We start from the raw sequence: 15,107 nt of genomic DNA on the forward strand, positions 1-15,107 counted from the left end.
AGCAGGGAAAATGCCTTTCGCATATAGCGACATGCTCGAGACAATCAAAAACAAGCAATGGGCTCTCGCCGATATCGATTGGGACGCCCCTGGCGCGGAACTGATCACCGACGAACAGCGTCCCAAACTCAAGCAATTCATGTCCGACGTGGTGTGGATTGAGCATGTCGGAGCACGTGCCTTCGCCGCGATGGCTCCGAAGGCACCCTTTGAAGGACTCGGAGACATTTACCGTTACTTTCACGCCGAGGAGCAGCGTCACGCCAATGCCGAACTTGCCCTGATGCGTCGCTGGGGCATGATTGAGGAAGGCGAGAAGCCGGTCCCGAACAAGAATATTCGGCTGGTTATCGAATGGCTGGACCGGTACGCCGAAGCCCTTCCCCTGACCGTCATTGGGGCCGCGATTCCGGCACTGGAGACCGCGCTCGACGGAGCGCTGCTGAAGTTTCTCCTCGATGAGGTTGACGACCCTGTGTGCGGGGAGGTTTTCAACAAGGTCAATAGCGACGAATCGCGACATCTCGCGGTTGGCTTCCAGGTTTTGAATGACCTGGGCGCCAGCCCCTTGCGAATCCACGCAATTCAAACTGCGGGCGCTCTGGTGGATCCGCGCATTCTCACCGGCGCGTTGCTGTATATCCCGCTCCTGACGCGCATGTTGATGAATCTCAACGCTATGGGCCTGTCCGAGGAAAAGTTGTACAACGCGGTGACGCGGTATGCCAATGTCGGCGACCGGAGTGAGCACACGCGGAGGGTGCCCGGCTATCACATCTTGAAGGCGCACATGTCGTCGTCCATCAAGCGGTCCCAGCCTCTGCACTTCGTGTCTCAGCGCCTTGGCAATGCGATCGATGTTTTCCCTGTTCAGATTTTCGGTCGGCCGCCATCCTGGACGGACGAACTGACCTACGAACCGGTGGCCAAATGACAGGCACGACGACGACGTTGATCGTCGGCGCCGGGTTCGCAGGTATCGGTACGGCGATTCGGCTGCTGCAAGAGGGCACAGATGACTTCGTCATCGTGGAACGGTCAAATCGCGTCGGAGGCACGTGGCGAGACAATACCTATCCCGGTGCGGCGTGCGATATTCCCTCAGTTCTCTACTCCTATTCCTTCGAGCCGAACCCAGGCTGGACTCGTACCTACTCGGGGAGCGCCGAGATCCTCGAATATATCGACGAGATCGTCACCAAGTACGACCTTGCCCGGTTCATCCAGTTCGATACCGATGTAACCGCCTTGGAATTCGATGAGGGTGCCGGCATCTGGGTGGCCGACACGGCTGAGGGAAAGCGTTATCAAGCTCGTTCAGTCGTGATGGCCAGTGGACCACTTGCCGACGCCAGCTTTCCGGATATTCGGGGTATTGACTCGTACGAGGGAAAGAAGATCCACAGCGCTCGATGGGACCAGGGCTACGATCTCGGCGATAAGAGGGTTGCAGTCATTGGGACAGGCGCGAGCGCGGTGCAGATCATTCCTGAGCTCGTGAAGTCGGCTGCGTCGGTCAAAGTCTTCCAAAGAACGCCCGGCTGGGTGTTGCCCAGGGTGAACCTCAAGCATCCGGCTTGGGCGCGTTCGACCTTCAAACAATTGCCGGTGAGCGAACAGGCGCTCCGTGACGCCTGGTTCTGGGCTCACGAAGTGATGGCAGTGGGTATGGTCTGGAACACCGCTGCGACGTCAGCGATACAACTGGCGGCGAAGGCTCATCTCCGTCGGCAGGTGAAAGACCCCTGGTTGAGACGTCAGTTGACGCCCCATTTCAGACCTGGCTGCAAACGTATGCTCATGACCAGCGATTATTACCCTGCGCTACAGTCGGATAACTGTAAGCTGATCAGCTGGCCCATCGCCACACTGTCACCCAACGGTGTTCGAACCGCCGACGGTGTCGAGCACGAGGTGGACTGCATCGTTTTTGCCACCGGCTTCGATGTGTGCAAACGTGGCACCCCGTTCCCGATTAGCGGCCTCGGTGGTCGGAAGCTTGGGGACGAATGGTCTCAGGGGAGATACGCCTTCAAGAGCGTGAGCGTGGCCGGCTATCCGAACTTGTTCTTCACTTTCGGACCGAATTCCGGGCCAGGCCACAACTCGGCGCTCGTATATATGGAGGCAGCAATTGACTACATAGTCAAGGCGATCAAACTCCTTCAGCAAAATGACATCGGTACTTTGGATGTGAGGGAGGATCGCCAGGGCCGCTATCACTCCGAAATTCAGCGCCGCCTTCGACGAACGACATGGAATTCGGGGTGCAGCAGTTGGTATCTGACCGAGGACGGCTACAACGGCACGATGTACCCGGGTTTTGCGACCCAGTTTATGAGAGAACTTTCCCGCTTGGATCCTCGTGATTATGTGATCACCCGGCGCGATGATACACACCTCCGGCTGACGCAATAACTCTGAATCTGAACTGAGAAGGCTGACCGTCAGAACGGTGAAATTGAGCAATGGATCGTAAGTTTGACCCAGATCACGAAATTATCATCATTGGAGCTGGATTTTCTGGCATCGGTTGCGGCATTAGTTTACTAAAGGCGGGTTTTACCGATTTTTTGATGGTTGACGACGCCGACGGCGTCGGAGGTACGTGGCACTGGAACACCTATCCCGGTATCGCTGTCGACATACCGTCGTATAGTTATCAATTTTCATATGAAATGCGCCCCGACTGGTCGCGTACATACGCCCACGGCAACGAGCTCAAAGGCTATGCGGAGCAATGCGTTGAAAAGTACAAGCTTGGAGACCATATTCATTTCAATACAACCATCACTGCAGCTTGCTTTGACGAAAATGCAACATTTTGGCGTCTGACGACCGCAAAAGGTGAGGAGATCACCGCACGCTTCGTGGTCAATTGCTCCGGCGTTCTCAGTCGGCCGAAATGGCCTGAAATCCAGGGGGTGCGAGATTTCGCCGGCGTTACTCTGCATACGGCTAGGTGGGACGACTCCGAAGATCTCAGCGGGAAGAGGGTTGCAGTAATCGGTACCGGTGCATCGGCGGTGCAACTGATACCCGAAGTCGCAAAAAAAGCGGAGAGTCTGACGGTCTTTCAGCGAACTCCAATTTATTGTCTGCCGAAGCCAGACTTCCCCATACCGACGTGGGGTGGAAGGCTTCTACATTTCCTGCCGGGGGCACAATTGGTGACCCGGACCGCGAGCCAGGCGTTCGTGGAAATCACTTTCCCAATAGCCGCTCACTTTCATACGGTGATACCGTTCGCCGATGTCATGGAGAGCGCCGCAAAGCGGTACATGCGGCGTGAGGTCCATGACCCGACGACGAGAGAACAACTCATTCCGCGCTACTCGTTGGGCTGTAAACGACCCAGCTTCCACAATTCCTATCTCGCAACGTACAACCGGTCCAACGTTTCGCTCGAGACGAGCGGCATAACCCATATCGACCATGCATCCGTCCATACTCGAGACGGCAAAGCTCATCCCATTGACGTCTTGATCCTGGCCACCGGCTTCAAAGTGATGGAGTCGGGCAACATGCCAACTTACGTGTTGAAGGGACGCGGCGGGCTGGAGCAGGCTACATGGTGGGACGAGCATCGACTGCAGGCCTTCGAAGGGGTGAGCGTCCCGGGATTTCCGAATCATTTCAACATCTTCGGCCCGTACGGCTACAACGGTTCCTCGTACTTCACGCTCATCGAGGCGCAGAGTCGGCACATCGTCCGGTGTCTTCGTCGCGCGCGGGCGCTGGGTGCTAACTGCGTGGAGGTCAAGAAGGAGGCGAACGACCGTTATTTCGCCGAAGTGCTAAGGCGGCGTCACACGCAGGTTTTCTGGCAGCCGAGCTGTTCCAATGCCAACAGCTACTACTTCGACAGGCACGGTGACGTTCCACTCCGTCCATCAACGACTCTGGAGACCTATTGGCGGAGCCGCACCTTTCGCCTCTCGGACTACCGATTCGAGAATCGGCCCGAGGAGGTATGTCCCCGGTGACCAGAATGGATGCCCCTGACTGGCAGCCCAGCATTGCCAGTCATCTCGTCGCGATGTCTTCGCGGACCACGCTGCGCCCTCTGGCGCAGCTCATGCCATCAAACGGCTACGGACTTGCGGTGATGGATCGCGTGCTTCGAACAGCGCTCGTCGCATCACGGCCTCGGCGCGGCGTCACAGTCCGCAAGGTTGACACTGTATTCGCCGGAAACCCGATTCGTGGGAACTGGATCACCACGCCTGTCATTAATCCGCATGCGAACCCATTGCTATACATACACGGCGGTGCATATTCTATGTGCTCGCCGGATACGCACCGCGGTCTTCTCGGCGAACTCGCCTTTGCAAGCGGACGCCCAATCTTCGCCGTCAAGTATCGACTTGCGCCACGATATCCCTATCCCGCAGCCGCGGACGATGCACTGAACGCGTATCGCTGGCTTACCAGCGGAGGGTCCCCGGGTTCTTGCCAGCGCACCGTCGCGGTTGCCGGAGATTCAGCGGGCGGTCAGCTCACGATGGCCACGGCCTTGGGCGCGCGTGCAGCTGGATTGCCGCTCCCTGATGCGATGCTGCTGATGTCTCCCGTCCTGGATCTCAGGTGCGAACTCGCCAGGGCGCGTGAACTTCGCCGCCGGGATCCTTTTGCCTCCGCTCAATCAGCGGCGCGCGCTCTTGACCTCTACGTAGGGGGTGCAGATCGCGACGATCCGCGCCTCAGCGTGCTTGACGCGGACCTCACCTCGATGCCGCCGATCCTCATTCAGGTGGGCGGGAGGGAAATGTTGATCGATGACTCGCGCCGTCTCGCCGAGCGACTTCAATCGGCTGGATCCCACGTCGAGATCCAGGTATACCGGGGACAGATCCACGTATTCCAGGCTATGTTCCGGATTCTTCCCGAAGCCCGCGACGCGATTCATCGAGCGGGACGCTTCCTTGAAGCCTCGGGAGTCAGGTGAAAGTGTCCGAACAGGCAATGCTCCTACACCTACACCAGCTACACCGCCGCAGCGTGAAGTCAGTCGTCTCTGCCTCATGAGCAGCAACTTCGCGACGGCCTGTCGCGCATACGATCCGTCGATCGTGATCATCGGGGCCGGTTTCGCCGGGGTTGCGATGGCCCACCGGCTGAAGAAGGACGGTTTCACGAACTTCACGCTCCTGGAAAAGGCTGCAGACATCGGGGGTGTGTGGCGTGACAACATCTATCCGGGAGCGGCCTGCGACGTGCCGTCAGCGTTGTATTCATTCTCATACACGCCCAATCCTCGCTGGTTGTCGGCAACTCCTGAAAACTGATCCCGTCGCAACTTTCGAACTTTGACCCCGTTGAGGGTTGAGGCTGGCGGGGTGATTGCTATTGAGGACTGGGCGGAGATTCGCCGGCTGTATCGTGCCGAGAACATACCGATTAGGGAGATTGCGCGGCGGCTGGGAGTTGCACGTAACACCGTGCGTGCTGCTCTGAGTTCTGATCGGCCACCACGGTATGAGCGTGCGTCGCGTGGCAGTGTCGCGGATGGATTCGAGGCTCAGATCCGGTTGCTGTTAAGGGAGTATCCGCGGATGCCGGCAACGGTGATCGCCGAGCGCATCGGGTGGCCCTACACGATGAACCCGCTGCGTGTTCGGCTGCGTGAAATCCGTCCTGAGTATGCGGGTTTGGACCCGGTGGACCGCTTTGTCTACGAACCGGGCGTGATTACGCAGTGCGACCTGTGGTTCCCAGCGACCCAGATTCCGGTCGGGCGCGGGCAGGCGCGAGTGTTGCCGGTCTTGGTGATGGTGCTCGGCTTTTCTCGCTATATCGCCGCCACGATGCTGCCCTCCCGGCAAGCCGGCGATCTGCTCTCGGGGATGTGGACGCTGATCAGACAGATGGGGCGGGTGACGAAAACCCTTGTCTGGGACCGGGAAGCCGCGATCGGCGGTTCCGGCAAGGTGAGCGTTCCTGCGGCGGGGTTCGCAGGGACACTGGCGACCAGAATCCAGCTCGCCCCACCGCGCGATCCGGAATTCAAAGGACTCGTCGAGCGGGTAAACGGGTTTTTGGAAACGTCATTTCTGCCGGGCAGAGTATTTGCTTCGCCTGATGATTTCAATATCCAACTCAGCAGCTGGCTTGAACGTGCGAACAGCCGAGTGGTGCGCTCGATTCAGGGTCGGCCATCCGACCTGCTCGAGACCGATTGCAGGTCCATGATTCCGCTGCCACGTGTTGCCCCATCGACCGGACTTACTCAGCGCGTTCGGCTGGCGCGCGACTATTACGTACGAATCGACACCGTCGATTATTCCGTGGATCCCCGCGTGATCGGCCGCTTCGTCGACATCACCGCGTCACCCACCGATGTCTCCGCGCTGTGTCAAGGTCAGATCGTTGCTCGCCACCTACGGTCTTGGGCTAAACATGACACCGTCACCGATCCTCAGCATTCGGCGTTGGCTGCTCATTTGCGGGCTGGATTCGCCGCCGATCGCCACCGACGCGAGACCGCGCGACGTCACGCCGATGGCCACCCTGTCGCACTGCGTGCCCTGCCGGACTACGACGCTTTGTTCGGCGTTGATTTCACCGTTCCCGCTACAGAAACGAGTTGACGATGACAGCCACGAAACAGAAACTCGCCCCGGCGGCCACAGCACCGGCCGACGGGTTGCCCTCGATGCTGGCTTATTTGACCCGGGTGCTCAAAACACCGACGATCGGGCGCTGCTGGGAGGATCTAGCCGGTCAGGCCCGCGATGAAAACTGGTCGCACGAAGAGTATCTGGCGGCGTTGCTGCAGCGCCAGGTCGCTGACCGTGAATCCGCTGGAACTGTCATGCGAATCCGCACCGCTCACTTTCCGCAGATCAAAACACTGGAGGAGTTCAATCTCGATCACCTGCCCTCGCTGCGCCGGGATGTGCTGGCGCACTTGGCGACCGGCACCTTCGTACCGAAGGCCGAGAACGTCATTCTGCTCGGCCCACCCGGTATTGGAAAAACGCATATTGCCATCGGACTCGGGGTCAAGGCTGCACATGCTGGTTACAGCGTCCTGTTCGATACCGCCAGCAACTGGATCGCTCGCCTGTCGGCAGCCCACCAGGCCAACCGCCTGGAAGTCGAGTTGAAGAAGATTCGCCGCTACAAACTCATCATTATCGACGAGGTCGGATACATACCCTTCGACCAAGACGCCGCGAATCTCTTCTTCCAATTGGTGGCATCTCGCTATGAGCAGGGCTCGATCATGGTCACCTCAAATTTGCCGTTCGGGCGCTGGGGAGAGACCTTCTCCGACGACGTCGTCGCTGCGGCCATGATCGACCGACTCGTACACCATGCTGAAGTCCTTACCCTCACTGGTGACTCCTACCGCACCCGCCAACGCCGCCAGCTGCTTGCAAAAGAGAACCGCGCCGCAGACGATTGACTGGCAGGGCACGGCTCCATTCGTGCAACGCGGCCTTGCGGAATGCCAATTCCTGCCGATCATCTGCTGGTGTCTGCCTGATCGCAAGAGTCTTCCTGCAGCGGACATGAGAAGATGTCTTGTGATGGAGGGCCAGCATATTGATTTCGGCACGCGACCCTGGATGGAACGGTGGGCGCGGCCGGAATGTCGCAGCTACCCCGACGCCGACGTTGAAAGCCTGGTCGCGGCGTTGTGGCCCGACGATAGGTTTTCGGATGTTTTTCAGATCAAGGCTGGTTATTTGTTAGCGGCTCGGGTTGAGGACGACCTGGCCCTTCCTCGCGGCTGCGATGATCCGCTTTTTGCCGAGCTAACGGCGATGGTTCTGGCGGACCTGAAAAGCAATGGGTTGCTCGACCGGTTGTAGAGCAAGACTGGCGCAAGAGCGTTATGTGTCGGTGCGCGGAGCTGTCAGCCAGTGGACGGCTGACGCTTTTGCGTCAGTTTCGGTGCTGTAGTAAGTCACCGGTCGTCGATCTTGTAAACGTCTGACCGCGACGGCGGCGTCGTTGCAATAATGCACTTCCACCTGAGTTGCGTTGCGCGCGAAGAAATCTGCGCCGTCCTCAGTGCGGTCCCACCCGTGCCTCTCGGCTAGTTGGCGCAGCTCTGCTCGATCGCTTTCGGTGCGGTGTGCGACCGAGACAACCACGACTATCTCCTTCAGGCTTGCAAGCGCGGCCGATTACTCTTCGACCATGACGCTGGTTCCCTGGCCGCAGACTCGCCAAAAAAGTTGCTCACGGTGAGGGAACTCTACGCCGCGTCATCATCGTAATCATTCCCCACCAGCTACGGGATGACAGAACTGGTCACGGTGTCGGCAGGGGCGTTGTGCTCGTCCACATGTTAATGCGGCGACCTCCTCGATCGCTTCGCGAAACTTGCCGACTGAGGCTGGGCTGGTGGCCCGCCGCATGTGGAGTCGTGTGGGCCGCCTGCTGCTGTCGAACACTGGCTGGTAGCCATCCATTCGAATCCTAGTGCGGCGCAAAACTCCTCGTTGTTATGCCAGCGATAGGAATAGCTTCTCTAGCTCGTCTTCGGTGAGTCGCGGTGGTGTGCCGGCGTGGTCGCTGGTGATGCAGTGCCGCATGCCAGATGCCACGATTTTGAATCCGGCGCGATCGAGAGCCCGGGAGACCGCAGCGAGTTGGGTGACGACGTCTTTGCAGTCGCGTCCTTGTTCGATCATGGAGATCACGCCGGCGAGTTGGCCTTGGGCGCGGCGCAGTCGGGCGAGCACCTCGTTCATGCGTTCGGTGTCGTCTATCACGTGTCCTCCATCGGTTGTCTCGCTGTGCAGTCTACCCGGGGGGGTATGAATCCGGGATTCGTCGACCATGTGGTGGGCTGCGCGGTTGCGGGGTCGCCGCTGGTCCTGGCTGGCGCGCAGGGTTGTGATCGTCATGATCGGTAGTCCGGCCGGCCTACGGGTAAAGCGCTGTCGGCGTGCCGGTTGAAGTGGTCGACGCCGTCGGGGTGAGACGAGGAATACACCGTCCGTGATGGTTGTTGGGGCCACCAGAACCAGCGTCCGAGCAGTGCTGCGATGGATGGTGTCATCAGTGAGCGCACGATGAGGGTGTCAAAGAGCAAGCCCAGGCCGATGGTGGTGCCGGCTTGGCCGATGGAGCGTAGGTCGCTGGCGACCATGGACATCATGGTGAAGGCGAAGACGAGGCCGGCGGCGGTGACGACGCCGCCGGTGCTGCCCATGGAGCGGATGATGCCGGTTTTGAGGCCGGCGTGGATTTCTTCTTGGAATCGGGAGACCAGTAGCAGGTTGTAGTCCGAGCCCACCGCGAGCAGGATGATCAGCCCAAACACGGGTGCGATCCAGTTCAGTTCCAGCCCGAAGATATGTTGCCACACCAACACTGACAGTCCGAACGCCGCACCCAGGGACAGCAGCACGGTGCCGACGATGGCGATGGATGCGATGGCGGCGCGGGTGATGATCAGCATGACCGCGAATATCAGTGTGAGCGCGGCGATTCCGACGATCATCAGGTCATACTGTGAGCCGGCTTGGATGTCCCGATAGACCGCGGCGGTGCCGGCGAGGTAGAAGTGCGCGTCGGTCAGGCTGGTGCCTTTGACGGCGTGGTGGGCGGCTGTGAGTTCGGGCAGGACCGCCGAAATGCCGGCGGGGGTGGCGGGGTCGGTGTCGTGGGTGATGATGAACCGCGCCGCGTGTCCGTCTGGTGAGAGGAACAGCTTTAGTCCACGCTGAAAGTCTGCGTTTTGGAACGCTTCTGGCGGTAGGTAGAAGTAGTCGCCGCTTTTGGAGGCGTCGAAGGCTTGGCCCATCGCGCTGGCGGTGTCGGTCATCTGCGCGATCTGATCAACAAGTCCGGCGAAGCTGCTGTGCATGGTCAACAGCGATGCCCGCATGGCTTGCGCGACAGCGATGATCGGCGGGAATTGTTGGGCCATCTGCGGAATCAGTGTGGTGATGTCGCCGACATCGCCGAGCAGTGCCTTCATGTTCTCGCTGAACTTATCGACGCCGTCGATCGACTCGAACACCGATTTGGTGGCCTGACAGACCGGGATGTTGACGCAGTGTTGCTCGGCGTAGAGGTAGCTTCGGATGGGTCGGGCGACGTCGTCGAAGTCCGCGAGATGATCGCGGATGTCATCGAGGGTGGCCTTCATGTCGGTCATGTCGCCGAGCATCCGATGGGTCGTTCCACTCATCTGTTGGACCAGGCTGTACATGCGCTGCATCGAGGCGATCATGTCGGCGAGGTCGTCGCCCATCGTGAGCATGTCCGCGGCCCGGTCTTTCATGAACTGCAGATTTTCGCGGATGGGGATGGATTGGGCGCTGATCTGAAATGGGATCGAGGTGTGCTCGACCGGGCCGCCCAGTGGGCGGGTGATGCTTTGCACCATCGCGATACCGGGGGTGTTGAAGACGTCTTTGGCGATGCGATTCAGGATGATCATGTCGGCGGGATTGCGCATGTCGTGATCGCCTTCGACCATGAGGATGTCGGGGTTCATGGTGGCTGGGCTGAAGTGGCGTTCGGCGGCGGTGTAGCCGACGTTCGACGGTAAATCTGGGGGTATGTAGAAGCGGTCGTCGTAGCTGGTTTTCATGCTGGGCATGATCGCGACACCGACTAGGGCGAGCGCGAGTGCGGCGGCGAATACTGGTGCAGGCCAGCGGACGGTGGCGGTACCGATGTGGCGCCAGCGGCGGACGTTGATGGGATGTTTGGCCTCCAGGAGCCCGAAGCGGGATGCGACGGCGACGATGGCCGGTGCGGCGGTCAGGGCGCCGGCGACCACGACGAGCAATCCCAGTGCGGAGGGGATTCCCAGTGCCTTGAAGTAGGCCAGGCGGGCCAGGTGCAGGCAGAAGGTGGCGCCGGCGATGGTCAGCCCCGAGCCCAGGATGATGTGGGAGGTGCCGCGAAACATGCTGTAGTAAGCCGTTTCCCGGTCTTCGCCGGCCTGGCGGGCTTCCTGGTAGCGGCCGATGAGAAAGATTGCATAGTCGGTGCCGGCCGCGATGGCCAGCGAGGACAACATCGCCACCACAAAGGTGGAAAAGCCCAGCAGGTCGTAGTTGCCGAGGATTGCGACAATGCCGCGGGCGGTACCCATTTCCAAACCCACCATGGCCAGCACCAGCAGCACTGTGCTCACCAAGCGGTAGGTCACAAACAGCATGATCATGATGACCAGCCCGGTCACGCCCATCATGGTGAGCATGCTTTTGTCGGCGGCGTCATTCATGTCGGTGGTCAGCGGTGCTGGCCCGGTCAGATAGACATGTAGGCCCCGGGGTGGGATAAGTCGGTCGAGGGCGACACGGACTGCTTTGACTGATTCGTTGCCCAGCGTGCTGCCCTGATTGCCGGCCAGGTTCAGTTGTACGTAGGCGGCTTTGCCGTCACGGCTTTGCGCCCCCGCTGCGGTCAGCGGGTCTCCCCACACGTTTTGGACGTGCTGGACGTGCTTGCGGTCGGCGGCCAGCTCGCGGACCAGGTCGTCGTAGTAGTGGTGGGCCTGCTCGCCGAGTGGGGTGTCGCTTTCCAGGACCACCATCGCGACGCTGTCGGAGTCGAACTCGTGAAACACCGCACCGATGCGTGTCGAAGCGATCATCGCCGGCGCATCCTTCGGCGACATCGTCACCGCATGGTTACGCGCGACCGACTCGATCGGCGGCCACAACACATTGACCACGACGGTCAGCAGAAGCCAGACCCCGATGATCGGCACCGCGAAGCGGCGCACGAACCGTGCCAGGCGCGGCCGCGCGCGGTCGTCGGCGGTCATGCGGCTTTCACCAGACACGACACCTGCGCGTGATGCCCAGAGGAGGACTGCTGGGCGGTGAGCTGCCCGTTGACAGTGATGCGGCACCCCAGGGTGTCGCTGTCGCCCTGGGCCACCACGTTGGCGATCACGCTGGGCAGCGTCGTCGAGATCGTGTACGTCCAGGGCAAATGCTCAAACGTCACCTGCTCGGGTACGGCGTGGGCGTTGAGATAGCTCAGGCTGCCGCGGGCATCCCTGGCCCCGACAATCTCGTACGTCACGTGCTTGACTGTCGACTGCGGCAGCGGCTCAGCGCTGCTGCCGGTCGCCGAGAAAATCGCCTCGGAGCCGAATACGCCGCGCAGCTCGCTTACCGCGATCCCGCCCAGAACAACAGCAGCGACTACGACCATGGCCACCCACGATCTCGCCAGCGTCGCAACGATGACACCGCTCCTTTTCTCGGACCGGTCACTCGAGCGAGGCGCCGCAGGGATTTTGGTAGCCAATTTTTAGCTGCTTGCCAGTGTCGCGGTGGCGTCACTGCTCAGCGGGGTGTGCCTGTTGCCATGGACGCCCGGACGGCTTGCCGTCACACTCTGCCTCGCTTTACCGGTAGGGGTATGGGTATGTAGCATGATGACACAGTGCCGGCAGGTTGCAAACACCACGCAGCTGTAGGCATCACGCATGATGACCATTGACGCCGATCATGGTGTGACGCTGACGAACTCGGCCGGAGCCAGAAAGGAAGCGAATCATGGTTGTCGCATCTGGTGGGAGTCAGCGTTCCGCTGCGATCACGCTGTGGCTGGATCCGGTGTGTCCGTTCTCGTGGAACACCGCGCGGTGGCTGGCCTCAGCCACCGATGCCTTCGATCTGCGGTTGATGAGTTTGGCGGTGCTCAACGAAGGCCGCGAGCTACCCCCACCTCAGCGGGCCCGCATGAACGATTCACGACGGATCGGTCGACTCATGGCGGCACTGGCCGACGAACTAGGCCCACAGGCGCTGCGGGACGCGTACTTCGCCTTCGCCGACCAATACTTCGACCAGTCAACAGAAGTCAGCGACACGCTGGCCGATCACGTGCTGCACGCCGTGGGTGCTGCGCGCACCACCGCGGCCGCGTTGGCTGACACCTCACACGACGCCGCAGTAGCGACATCACACCAGGCCAGCCAACACGCGCACGGTGACCCCGCCGGCAGCCCGCTGCTCACTATCAATGACCGCACCGTTTTCGGGCCGGTACTGACCGGTGTCCCCGAACCCGACGACGGGCCCGACCTCCTCGCCGCGATCTGCGTTCTGGTGGGCGCACCGCAATTCAGCGAACTCAGCCGACCCCGCAACCACCCCTAACACCACCACCCTGCGCACGCCGAGCGCAAACGCGAATGCGGCAGGCACACAACGCAACCACCACCGCAGTGATATAGGAGGTAACAGGGCATGACACAGAAACTTCTCGTTCTCGGTGCCGGAATCGGCGGCCTGAGCGTGATCAAAGAGTTGTTCGAATCGGGGATCGATCTGGGCGATCTCGACATCACCGTGGTCGACGACGACTTCTCCCACTTCCTGGGGTTTACGTTGCCCTGGGTGATGCGGGGCTGGCGCGGCCCCGACAGCGTGCCAATCCGGCCCGCCGCCGACACACTGGCCGGCGTTCACCAGGTGACCGGCACGGTGAGCGCCGTCGACCCGCAGACCCACACCGTCACCCTGACCGATGGCACCGACATCGGATTCGACGCCCTGGTGATCGCCACCGGCGCCCGCAACGCCATCGACAAGACTCCCGGGCTGCGTGACGCCGTCGAGCGTGGGACGGCCGTGCACTACTACAGCGCGGACGCCGCCTCCCGGGCCCATCAGGCATTGCGCGGATTCACCGGCGGCAACCTGGTGTTCTTGGTGACCGCGCAGCCCTACCGCTGCCCGGTCGCACCCTATGAGGGATCACTGTTGGCCGCAGACCTGCTGCGCGAGAACGGAACACGCTCTGCTACCTCGATATCGGTGTTCAGTCCCGAAAAGCACCCCATGCCCTCCGCGGGCCCTTTCGCCGGCCCCGAGCTCGTCGAGCTGCTCAACGCCAACGGCATCGCGTTCTTCGGGGAGCACGCCGTCGACCACATCGATGCCGACGCCAACACCATCCACTTCCAACACGGCGGTGACGCCGCGTTTGATCTGCTGGTGTTCATTCCGCCGCACGAACCCGCCGTGAGCATCGACGGCGGTGGCTGGATCAGCGTGGATGCGACCACCATGCAAACCCAGTACCCGGGGATCTACGCCATAGGTGACACCACCGTCATCACCTCTCCGTCGGGGCGTCCGCTGCCCAAAGCGGCCATCTTCGCCAAAAACGGGGCCAAAGCCGCCGCAGCCAACGCCTTGCACTACCTCGGCAAAACCGACACCGACACCGCACTGTCGGGAGAGGGATACTGCTTCGTCGACACCGGCAGCGGCCAATCCGCGCTGGGACAGGGAAATTTCTTCACCATGCCCCACCCCGCGATCCACCTCAGCCCGCCCTCAGAACAGCTGCACCACGACAAACACGGCGAAGAACACGACTGGCGCGCGATCTGGGAACACACCGCACCGGCAGCTCCGTGAGCCACCCAGGCCGCCACACCAGCTGCACACTGCCCCGGCTTTAGAGCCGCTGTCGTGCATGAGGTTACGGCTGCGCTACTGGCCACGCTGATGGGTCCAGCACTGGCCATGGCGCTCTCGCCGATCCCCGTCGTCATCGCCCTCGTGATCTTGATCCACAACGACCGCCCCCGCGCATCCAGCATCGCCTACCTGGCCGGTCGAGCCACCGCGCTGACAGCATCCGCGCTGGCAGTCACCGGCGCATCATCTCTCCTCGCGGGGGCAACGCACCGACACCTGCCGTCGTGGACAAAGTTCGGCGCTGCCACGATCGGGGCCGCGATGATTGTCGCCGGGTTCCGCACCTGGCGGCGACGACGCCGCGCGTCGACTACCGATCCGGGCTGGCATCGCCACCTCGGCGGCATCCGACCGCCTACCTCCGCGGCGATCGGTCTGCTGCCGCCACTGCTCAACCCCAAAGTGCTGGCCGCCAGCGCGGCCGCGGGAACCCAGATCACCGCCCTAGGCTCGCCTGCGGCGATCATCACAGCGCTGGGGTGTTACGTCGCAGTGGCAACCTCGACCGTCGCCGCACCCGTGCTGATCTATCTGCTCGCCGGAGCGCGCATCGACCACCGACTCGAACGCGTCCGGGGCGTGATTGCTGCACGCCAACACGAAACCACCGCGGTGACCCTGATGACCATCGGTGCCGCGATCATCATCTACGGGCTGGCCCGACCGTGAACCCGACTC

Annotated in this window: 13 protein-coding genes and 1 pseudogene; 11 read left to right on the top strand and 3 right to left on the bottom strand. The window is 61.2% G+C overall.

The window, feature by feature from the left end:
• The first annotated feature begins 10 nt into the window (after positions 1-10).
• The 8 genes and pseudogenes from A5658_RS02440 (at position 11) to A5658_RS27845 (ending at position 7,820) form a co-directional block, all read left to right on the top strand.
• Positions 11-934, top strand: coding sequence for a reductase (locus tag A5658_RS02440; protein ID WP_067330736.1), 924 nt, complete (start codon positions 11-13; stop codon positions 932-934).
• Positions 931-2,418 (top strand): NAD(P)/FAD-dependent oxidoreductase, encoded by a 1,488-nt coding sequence (locus A5658_RS02445; RefSeq protein WP_067330740.1) that lies wholly within the window; start codon positions 931-933, stop codon positions 2,416-2,418. Before A5658_RS02440 ends, A5658_RS02445 begins: the two co-directional genes overlap by 4 nt.
• 50 nt (positions 2,419-2,468) lie before the next feature.
• Entirely contained in the window at positions 2,469-3,986 is a 1,518-nt protein-coding gene (locus tag A5658_RS02450; RefSeq protein WP_067330743.1) for an NAD(P)/FAD-dependent oxidoreductase, read from the top strand.
• Positions 3,983-4,948, top strand: a complete 966-nt coding sequence (locus tag A5658_RS02455) for an alpha/beta hydrolase (RefSeq protein ID WP_067330881.1) — start codon at positions 3,983-3,985, stop codon at positions 4,946-4,948. Before A5658_RS02450 ends, A5658_RS02455 begins: the two co-directional genes overlap by 4 nt.
• A pseudogene (locus A5658_RS02460) lies at positions 4,926-5,264 on the top strand (NAD(P)-binding protein); the annotation flags it as partial. The gene A5658_RS02455 and the pseudogene A5658_RS02460, both read left to right, overlap by 23 nt.
• A 75-nt stretch (positions 5,265-5,339) precedes the next feature.
• Entirely contained in the window at positions 5,340-6,590 is a 1,251-nt protein-coding gene (istA, locus tag A5658_RS02465; RefSeq protein WP_067330750.1) for an IS21 family transposase, read from the top strand.
• 2 nt (positions 6,591-6,592) lie between these two features.
• Complete coding sequence (gene istB / locus A5658_RS02470) at positions 6,593-7,411, top strand: IS21-like element helper ATPase IstB (protein WP_067330753.1); 819 nt, start codon at positions 6,593-6,595, stop codon at positions 7,409-7,411.
• 22 nt (positions 7,412-7,433) lie between these two features.
• Complete coding sequence (locus A5658_RS27845; RefSeq protein WP_156751217.1) at positions 7,434-7,820, top strand: hypothetical protein; 387 nt, start codon at positions 7,434-7,436, stop codon at positions 7,818-7,820.
• A gap of 639 nt (positions 7,821-8,459) precedes the next feature.
• Here the strand turns inward: A5658_RS27845 and A5658_RS02485 are convergent.
• The 3 genes from A5658_RS02485 to A5658_RS02495 all read right to left on the bottom strand — a co-directional run bounded on the left by A5658_RS02485 (position 8,460) and on the right by A5658_RS02495 (position 12,144).
• Positions 8,460-8,708: a metal-sensitive transcriptional regulator gene (locus A5658_RS02485; protein ID WP_067330884.1), complete on the bottom strand. Its 249-nt coding sequence runs from the start codon at positions 8,706-8,708 to the stop codon at positions 8,460-8,462.
• A gap of 152 nt (positions 8,709-8,860) precedes the next feature.
• Positions 8,861-11,749 carry an RND family transporter gene (locus A5658_RS02490; RefSeq protein WP_082992894.1) on the bottom strand — a complete coding sequence of 963 codons (2,889 nt, stop codon included), beginning with the start codon at positions 11,747-11,749 and terminating at the stop codon, positions 8,861-8,863.
• Positions 11,746-12,144 (bottom strand): MmpS family transport accessory protein, encoded by a 399-nt coding sequence (locus A5658_RS02495; protein WP_067330887.1) that lies wholly within the window; start codon positions 12,142-12,144, stop codon positions 11,746-11,748. Before A5658_RS02495 ends, A5658_RS02490 begins: the two co-directional genes overlap by 4 nt.
• 347 nt (positions 12,145-12,491) lie before the next feature.
• On the opposite strand from A5658_RS02495, the gene A5658_RS02500 reads away from it, so the two are divergent.
• The 3 genes from A5658_RS02500 to A5658_RS02510 all read left to right on the top strand — a co-directional run bounded on the left by A5658_RS02500 (position 12,492) and on the right by A5658_RS02510 (position 15,098).
• Positions 12,492-13,097 carry a hypothetical protein gene (locus A5658_RS02500; RefSeq protein WP_067330762.1) on the top strand — a complete coding sequence of 202 codons (606 nt, stop codon included), beginning with the start codon at positions 12,492-12,494 and terminating at the stop codon, positions 13,095-13,097.
• A 90-nt stretch (positions 13,098-13,187) separates the two neighbouring features.
• Positions 13,188-14,366 (top strand): NAD(P)/FAD-dependent oxidoreductase, encoded by a 1,179-nt coding sequence (locus A5658_RS02505; RefSeq protein ID WP_067330767.1) that lies wholly within the window; start codon positions 13,188-13,190, stop codon positions 14,364-14,366.
• Positions 14,367-14,420: 54 nt separating this feature from the next.
• Positions 14,421-15,098, top strand: a complete 678-nt coding sequence (locus tag A5658_RS02510; RefSeq protein ID WP_156751219.1) for a GAP family protein — start codon at positions 14,421-14,423, stop codon at positions 15,096-15,098.
• Positions 15,099-15,107 lie beyond the last annotated feature (9 nt).

The sequence above is a fragment of the Mycobacterium sp. 1245111.1 genome, assembly GCF_001673405.1.
GTDB lineage: Bacteria > Actinomycetota > Actinomycetes > Mycobacteriales > Mycobacteriaceae > Mycobacterium.